The 8,303-nt window shown below is 53.1% G+C and carries 7 protein-coding genes and 1 pseudogene; 3 read left to right on the top strand and 5 right to left on the bottom strand.

Annotated features, from left to right (window positions below):
- Nucleotides 1-41: 41 nt before the first annotated feature.
- A pseudogene (gene aroC, locus A8O25_RS21460) lies at nt 42-1,123 on the bottom strand (chorismate synthase).
- Nucleotides 1,116-2,540, bottom strand: a complete 1,425-nt coding sequence (locus A8O25_RS21465) for a BatD family protein (RefSeq protein ID WP_066839587.1) — start codon at nt 2,538-2,540, stop codon at nt 1,116-1,118. The pseudogene aroC and the gene A8O25_RS21465 overlap by 8 nt, the downstream one beginning before the upstream one ends.
- A 260-nt stretch (nt 2,541-2,800) precedes the next feature.
- Here A8O25_RS21465 and A8O25_RS21470 point away from each other — a divergent pair, with 260 nt between their 5' ends.
- The 3 genes from A8O25_RS21470 to A8O25_RS21485 all read left to right on the top strand — a co-directional run bounded on the left by A8O25_RS21470 (nt 2,801) and on the right by A8O25_RS21485 (nt 5,152).
- Nucleotides 2,801-3,574: a ferritin-like domain-containing protein gene (locus A8O25_RS21470; protein WP_066839589.1), complete on the top strand. Its 774-nt coding sequence runs from the start codon at nt 2,801-2,803 to the stop codon at nt 3,572-3,574.
- A gap of 15 nt (nt 3,575-3,589) precedes the next feature.
- A complete protein-coding gene (locus A8O25_RS21475) occupies nt 3,590-4,429 on the top strand; it encodes a ferritin-like domain-containing protein (RefSeq protein ID WP_066839591.1) in 840 nt (279 codons plus the stop codon).
- A 528-nt stretch (nt 4,430-4,957) separates the two neighbouring features.
- Nucleotides 4,958-5,152, top strand: a complete 195-nt coding sequence (locus A8O25_RS21485; RefSeq protein WP_066839594.1) for a hypothetical protein — start codon at nt 4,958-4,960, stop codon at nt 5,150-5,152.
- Here the strand turns inward: A8O25_RS21485 and queG are convergent.
- The 3 genes from queG to A8O25_RS21500 form a co-directional block, all read right to left on the bottom strand.
- On the bottom strand, nt 5,117-6,088 hold the full coding sequence (gene queG / locus A8O25_RS21490; protein ID WP_066839595.1) for a tRNA epoxyqueuosine(34) reductase QueG: 972 nt from the start codon (nt 6,086-6,088) through the stop codon (nt 5,117-5,119). The two genes, A8O25_RS21485 and queG, sit on opposite strands and share 36 nt — an antisense overlap.
- A gap of 210 nt (nt 6,089-6,298) precedes the next feature.
- Complete coding sequence (locus tag A8O25_RS21495; protein WP_066839597.1) at nt 6,299-7,225, bottom strand: rhomboid family protein; 927 nt, start codon at nt 7,223-7,225, stop codon at nt 6,299-6,301.
- Nucleotides 7,226-7,227: 2 nt separating this feature from the next.
- Nucleotides 7,228-8,007 carry a rhomboid family intramembrane serine protease gene (locus tag A8O25_RS21500; protein WP_066839598.1) on the bottom strand — a complete coding sequence of 260 codons (780 nt, stop codon included), beginning with the start codon at nt 8,005-8,007 and terminating at the stop codon, nt 7,228-7,230.
- Nucleotides 8,008-8,303 lie beyond the last annotated feature (296 nt).

Below are 8,303 nucleotides of genomic sequence, written 5' to 3' on the forward strand. Positions count from 1 at the left end.
TCTGGTTCCGGGTTGTTTCGCGAAACAGCGGAAAACAGAAATCAGGCAATGCGGTTCGCCCGGGCCCGTAACACAAAATCAGCCAGCACCAATGCCGCCATAGCGTCTACAATAGGCACTGCCCGCGGCAACACACAGGGGTCATGGCGGCCTTTGCCTTGCAGCGTCACCTCCTGGCCAGCCTGGTCAATGGTGGTCTGCGGCTGCAGAATGGTGGCCACCGGCTTGAAAGCAACTTTAAAGTAGATGTCCTGCCCGTTGGAAATCCCGCCCTGAATTCCGCCGGAGTGGTTGGTGCGGGTACGCACGTTCCCTTCGGCATCTGTAAAAAAGACATCATTGTGCTGGGAACCGTACATGCTCACCCCTTCAAACCCGCTGCCGTACTCAAACCCTTTTACAGCGTTGATGCTCAGCATGGCTTTGCCCAACTCGGCGTGCAGCTTGTCAAACACCGGCTCGCCCAGCCCGGCGGGTACGCCTTTCACCACACAGGACACTACCCCGCCAATGGTGTCTAATTTATCCCGGGTTTCCTCAATCAACTGGATCATGGCCTCTGCCGTCTCCGGGTGCGGACACCGTACAATGTTTCTGTCTACCTGGCTAAGATCTAGCTGCGAGTAATCAGCGGGGGCATGTATAGACCCCACCTGTGAAACGTAGGCGGTGATTTCAATGCCCTGCTGCGCCAAAAACTTCTGCGCCAACACACCGGCCGCCACCCGGGCCAATGTTTCCCGGGCAGAGCTTCTTCCGCCGCCGCGGTGATCCCTAGAACCGTATTTGGCGGTGTAGGTAAAGTCTGCGTGCGAAGGCCTGAAGGCATTTTCTATGTGGGAATAGTCATGGCTTGCCTGGTCTTTGTTAAAAACGGCCATGGCAATGGGCGTGCCCTGGGTTTGCCCGTTGAAAATGCCTGAAAGAATCTGCACCTGGTCCTTCTCATCCCGAGGCGTGGTGATCTTAGACTGCCCGGGCGCCGGCGGTCCAGCGCTGCCTGAATTTCCTCAACCGTGATAGGGAGTCCGGCCGGACAACCGTCAACAATGACGCCCACAGCCGTGCCGTGTGATTCGCCAAACGTAGTGATCCTGAAGATGGATCCGTAGGTGTTACTCATTTCGTTGGAAGATAAATAGTATAAGCGCCACCACCCCCATGACCGCCAGTACCACGTTGGTGTACCGGCGAATCTCTTTGAATTGGTCTAAGCCAATGAGTTGGTTGCTCTCTGTGTCAATGATTTTGTAAAAGTTACCGGCATCCTGGGCGCGTATAAAGGCGTTCTGGTCTTCCTGCCCCCTTATTTTTACTTTAACCGAAGGCCGTAACGTGTCATACCGCGCCGTCTGCAAGTTAAAATACACCCACTGAAAATGCTCCCGCAACGGGTACTCCCCCGCCTGCCGCCCTACCATAAAGTACCGGAACGTCTTGCTCCCCCATATCCTGCCCTCTTGCAGCCGAACCTGCTGCCGCACCTCCGGCGGATAGATCTCTAACGTACTGGACACCCACTTGCTCTGCGGCATGGGCAAAGCCGAAATGTTGCCTTCTCCTTCAATCTGCATCTGGTACACCAGGTTTTGGTTCAGAGAGACCGTGTTGCGGGACAACTGCTCGCGCAGCCTGAACACCCCCACCGCCACCTGGTCCCGCAGGGGGTGCGGCGGCAACGGCCGCACCGTTACCGTTTTCTCTGAGGTGGAGTAGGTTTTATACTCCGGCAGCCGGTTCTGCCCCAGAAGGCTGGGGTTCTGCGCTATCTTGTATTTGACCATGCGCAACCCCACGGCGGGGAACTTCAACGGTTGCGCCGTAATAGGGAACAGCACCGCCTCATGCAGCTTGTACCGGGTAAAACTCTTCTCCCCTACCTTTATTTTCTCTGGCTTGATCTCCTGCTGCTCCAGCACCTGCTCCAGCGTGCTCCGCTGCTTTAGCAAACGGGTTATCTCCAGGATCTGCGGTTCAAACTCATAGAAGTCTACCAGGTTCAAATCTGTGTCTGCCACATAAAACCAGAGGGAAACCGGCACACTTTCCCCCACATAGACGCGTTCCTTGGGCAAATGCAGGGTAAGAAACGCGCTTTCCCTGACCTCTATAAACTCTGGGGCGCTGGCCACCACCGGGGCCGGGGCCAACGTATCCTGGTCCGGTGCCGCAGCAGACTTTATGCGTCCCTTCACCCCTGCGGCGGCAACAGATTTCCCATCAACCTGCAGGGTAAAGGGTTTCACAGTAAACTCCCCCTCTCTGAGGGGGGCGTATTGCTGGGTGATGGTGTACACCACAGTGGTTTTTGCACCAGTCCGGTAGGTAGAGGAGGAGACGCGCTGGGCACTTTTCTGCATACCCTCAATCTCTGGGAACCCCTCCACTTTTTCAGGTCTTTTAGCTGCCGCTTTCAAGGACACCGTAAAGTACTGGTCTAGCGGAAGCACCGTGGGCCCATATTCAATAGAGAGCCCCTGCGCCCACCCCACCTGGACCCACCACCACAAGCACCACAAAATCCCAATTCTTTTTTTCATTCTGTATCTGGGGAACCGCAAAAAGCGCCGTATTCTTCCTCCCCAAAAGGAGGGCTACCTCTCCTTTCCTTCAAATGAAGCACATCAGGTCAAAGAAAGCCAGAAAATTTGTGCTTTTCTTCTGTTTTCTGAAATCCGGTTGGCAGGGGAGCCTCGTAGGTCTCGTTGCTCCACCTGAAAAAGCAGGTGGAAAATATGGCCGCGGCGGAAGTAAACGATCTCCAAAGGCTCACTTTGTTTCACTTTCAAAGATTAAAACTATGGCAAAAAACACAACCGAAACCCCTAAGGGGGGCGCTTTTCAGGATCTTATGAATCCTTTGAACCGCCGCAATTTCCTCCGTTACACGGGAGTAGGCCTGGCGACGACTGCGGTTATCCTGACCGGCTGTGATGACGATGATGACTCTACGGTGATGAATGACGATGGCACCAACACCACAACCGTGAACCTTGGGTCTGGTGACATTGGCGTTCTGAACTATGCCTACGCCCTGGAGCAATTAGAAGCTGCCTTCTATACCGCGGTGGTGGCCCTGCCCAACTTCTCAACCCTGTTCCCCAGCGCTACTGAGAGACAAGTGCTGACTGATATCCGGAACCACGAGATTGCCCACCGTGAATTCTTCAAGAAAGCCATCACGGCTGCCGCCGCCAATCAAATCATCCCTGCGCTGACCCCCAACCTGCCGGCCAGCGCCCTGGCCAGCCGCACCTCCATTCTGGCCACCGCCAAAACGTTTGAAGACCTGGGAGTGGCAGCTTACAACGGGGCTGGCAAACTGATCTCCAGCGCCGGCGCCGCCTATTTGAGCATAGCGGGTAAAATTGTTTCAGTTGAGGCCCGTCATGCCGCTGAAATCAGAGACATGATTGAGAACGGCACCTTTGCCAGCGGCCCTGCCGGTATTACCGCTGGTAATATTGTAGACGCCAACGGCTTAGATGTAGCCTTAACGCCTGCACAGGTGTTAGCCGCGGCTCAGCCATTCATCAAAGAAACCATTAACGGAAGCAATTTACCAACCCAATAATCAGGAGAAAACGTCATGAACATCTTTAATATAATCAAAGAAATTGAGAAAGTAGACCCAGAGGTATACGATCGTTTAGACCCACGCCGGGCGGTGTTCAAACACTTTGGCGGCTTTGGCAAGAAACTAGCGGCGGCGGCTATTCCCATGGCGTTCGGCTCTATGCTGAACAAAGCGTATGGCCAGAGTACCACGTCTATCAGAGACGTACTGGAGTTTGCCCTGAAACTGGAGAACCTGGAGTACTATTTCTACCAGCAGGCGGCAGCCACCAGCCTATTCCCTACCCCGGCAGCCAAAACCGCGTTTGAAACCATCAGAGACCACGAGGAGGACCACGTAGCGTTTCTGCGCACGGCCATTACGGGTTTAAATGCCGGCGCCCCCACCACGTATACCGCCAATAGCTTTGACTACTCGGCGGGTGGGATCCTGACCAACACCTTTACCAACTACGGCACTATGTTAGCGGTAGCCCAGGCATTTGAAGACACCGGGGTACGGGCTTATAAAGGAGCTGCTCCTGCCCTCATGAGCAATGACACCGTGCTGCAGGCTGCATTGCAGATTCACTCTGTTGAGGCGCGCCACGCCGCCCACCTGCGCAGAATGCGGCGTGATGTGACAGGTGGCGTTCCTACCCAGAAGCCATGGATCACCATGAAAGACAGAGGTGGCTTGCCAGAAGCTTTCCAGGGGGTCTATAACGGGGAGGAGGCAACCACCCAAGCCGGTGTCACCATTACAGGTTCATTTGGAGGTGTCACGATTGATGCCAACGCCGCCTCTGAGGCATTTGATGAGCCACTAACGGTAGCAGAAGTGAACGCCATTGTGATGCCGTTCATCAGATAGCCTTCATTTAACGTCTAAACCTGTTTAGCGTATTCTGCTTGATCGCTGGCGCAGGCCTAAGCGGGTGCGGCAGGGGTAGATTGACGCCCTGTTTCTTGGCTGTTTTCTGAAAAGTAGCCCTAAAACGGCGGCACAAGCAACCGTTTGCATATTGAAATGGAGACACCCTAAACAGGTTCTCGGCTAAAAAAGGAAACCAACAGATTGGTTTCCTTTTTTTGTGCCCTTGTGGCAATTCATGATTCTTTTCCGGCATCAGGCACAGGCGTCTGCTTAGGCCTTGGGCGAGATCCTGTTTTAGGGCTGTTTCCTGAAAAACAGCCCTAAAACGCACCCCCTTGCGCCAGACAATACCTGGCATGGCAGGGGATAAAACGCTCTGCACCGGTTCCTTTTCCTGCAGCCGGAACCAGATTTTTATAAGTACTTATTTTTAGAAAATTCAGTATAAAAACTACAGCTTTTGCTTCTTCTTCTACGTATAGTATAGTCCTTAAGAAAACACATTCACCATAGCACTATAAAACCATGTTAGAGTACGTGAAATTGATTTTGGACAAAGTGAGCTTTGATTCAAAACTGTTCGAGAAAGAGCTGAGAAAAAGCATGCGTATGCTGGTTCGCAATGAGTTGGAGACACTGCGCGATTGGTGCTACAACCGCTTTTCCGGCACTTACTGCAGCATCCTAGACAGGGTCTTCGGGAAGGTCATGGCTGCCTAGAGCGGCCGCACCACCGGCTACAAACGCAAGGTTGCGGGTAAGGCCCGCAAAACCGGTGCGTTTCACCGCCGACCTCCTGAAAACCTCCTGAAACACCTCATGGGTTAGCTCCATCCAATCATTCTTAGAGAGATGGAGCAACTCCGGGTGTGGGGCAAACGCCGGCTCCCGGTGCGGTGTGCTGAACCGGTTCCAGGGGCACACATCCTGGCAGATATCACAGCCAAACACCCAGTTCCCAAACTTCCCCTCCACGTCCTGCGGAATCTGGTCTTTCAGCTCAATGGTGAAATAAGAGATACATTTGCTGCCGTCTACCACGTACGGTTGGGTGATAGCGTCTGTAGGACAGGCATCCATGCATTTGGTACAGGTACCGCAATAGTCTTTCACGGGGCCGTCCGGCTCCAGCTCCAAATCCAGGATCAGCTCGGCAATAAAGAAGAAGCTGCCTACCCCGGGCCTGATCAGGTTGCTGTTCTTGCCCACCCAGCCCAAACCGCTTTTCTTTGCCCAGACTTTGTCCATGACGGGAGCCGAGTCTACAAACACCCTTCCGCCTACCTCGCCTATCTCTTCCTGAATAAACCGGAACAGGGTTTTGAGCTTGTCTTTGATGACGAAGTGGTAGTCCTGCCCATACGCATATTTAGAAAGTTGAAACGTGTCCTGGGGCTGGGTTTCCTCCGGGTAATAGTTCAGCAGCAGGCTCACCACTGACTTTGCCCCGTCTACGAGCAGGCGCGGGTCTAGCCGTTTGTCAAAGTGGTTGGCCATGTACTGCATCTGCCCGTGCATGTTCTGGTTGAGCCAGTTTTCCAGCCGGGGGGCCTCTTCCTCCAGAAACTCAGCCTTAGACACACCGCAGTATTGAAACCCCAGCTCCAGGGCTTTCTGCTTGATGAGCTGCGTACGTTGAGGGACAAGATTGAACATGGGGGCCAATAGCAGTATAGCTACTGAACAAAATTGCGGAAAAAGAATTTCAAGAGCGGGGTATTTTCTGTTTTCGCTGTTTTTCTTAAAACAGGCCGAAAACAGAAGTTAAAATCCCTTCTGCTGCCAGGCGCTGGCGCCTCTTAGCCCGCAGTCTCAGCGCGCACACCTGGCGGCTTGCACATTGGCAGAGAATTGGGCGGGTACAGGTTATTTCTGGCTGGCTTTGAACAGTTTCTGTTTTTCCTCCTTGGTGAGGCTCTCATACCCAGACACAGAGATTTTATCTAAGATCTGGTCAATTTCTATTTGGGAGGGGGTACCCGGGGCCACCGGTGCCCCAGTACCTTTATGGGAAGCGCTGGAGGAGGACCCGGCCGCGTACGGCCGGTTGGGGTTATGGTACGTGATTTTCAAGGGAGCCTTCCGTTTAAACAAGCCCCCAAAGAAGCCCAGGACCGCCTGCACCGGTTTGCCCATGTCTGAGCCCCGCTGCAGTTGCCTGATGTACAGAAAACCTAAGACGGCACCGCCAATGTGGGCAATGTTTCCCCCGGCGTTACTTCCCACGGCCCCTGAAATAGACAGCAGCACCATTACCGCGGCAATGTATTTGATCCTGATGGGGCCCAACAAAATAAGGTTGAAGGTATAGTTGGGCAGAAGCGTGGCCGCCGCCACCATCACGGCAATCACACTGCCTGAGGCGCCCATCATCAAAGAATCTCCCCGCATCTGCAGGTACGGAATGGTATTATACGTGAGCAGGTAGAACAGACCGCCCACCAGGCCGCCCAGCACATACAGGTTCACCAGTCTCTTGTCTCCCAGATACTCCCTGATCAGCATCCCAAACCAGTAGAGGTTGAGCATGTTGAACAGAATATGGAAGAACTCCAGATGGGTAAAGAAATAGGTAAAGAGGGTCCAGAAACGGAGGGCATACAGCGGCAGGAACGACGGAATGGCCAGAAAGGTCATCAGGTAATCAAATACGCCTCCTGATCCGCTGAGGGTCATAACGGTCCGGAGCACCACCAGCACCGCAAACACCACCACATTGATGAAAATGAGCTGGTGCAGGGCATTGTTGCCGCGGCTGAACGCCGATTTTATATCGTCAAAAATACTGGTCATAGTTAGTAGAAGTTTTTGCTGTTGCGCTGCCAGATCTTGAGCAGGATATACGCGAAGAGCATACCCCCCAGGTGCGCAAAGTGGGCCACATTGTCACCCGGATTACGTTGAAAACCAGCGTACAGCTCATACGCCCCGTACAAGAAAACAAAATACTTTGCTTTTATGGGAATTGGGAAGAACAGCAGCATGAGTTCTGTGTTGGGGAACAGGAACCCAAACGCCATCAAAATCCCAAAGACCGCCCCGGAAGCCCCCAGCATAGGGTTGTCCAGCATAGATTCTGACATCTTCTGCGCAAAGGCCTTGGCCTCTGCAATCATCTGGGTATTGGTAGGGTTGCGGTAGAAATCAACCAGAAACGCCTCCAGAGATCTGGTGTCAAGGCCAGCCGTCTCCAGCAGGCGTTTAAAGTCAATAGGGTCAGGGTTCTGCAGGAACAGATTGGCCGCCTCCATTACCTGGCTGATCTCATAGTACCGCACCACAGAGTACAGCAGGCTGGCACCCAAACCGGTAATGAGGTAAAACGTAAGGAACCGCTTCTCCCCCCAATACCGCTCCAGCAGCGGCCCAAAGATGAACAAGCTGAACATGTTACTGAACAGGTGCCCAATGCCCCCGTGCATAAAAATGTGCGTCACAAACTGGTACGGCCTGAAATACTCAGACCTGATGTCATGCAGCGCAAACTGCTGCACCGGAAATAACCGGTCGCTCGCAAAAAACACGAGCACGTTGATGATGAGCAGATTGCGCACCATGGGTGTAATGGGTGGCATAGAATATTTTTAGTGGTTCTCGTCTGTTTTAAAGGTCGCTGCTATATAACAACACCTTCCTTTTCCTAGCCTCACATTTTACTTCTACTTCCTTTGTCTTCCTGAAAAGATCTTAGGGAACAGTAGGCGAACGGTTGTAGCGTTTTTTTAAAGCTTTACTAGTTCGCTACCAAGATCCTTCCAGGATGACAATAACGGGAAAGAGCTCCTCCCCCTTATTTGCGCTGGCTCATCAATGAGTATCAGTTCCCAACTGTATTCCTGTTTTCGGGCTGTTTTTCTGAAAACAGCGAAAA

The sequence above is a fragment of the Rufibacter ruber genome, from assembly GCF_001647275.1.
Lineage (GTDB): Bacteria > Bacteroidota > Bacteroidia > Cytophagales > Hymenobacteraceae > Nibribacter > Nibribacter ruber_C.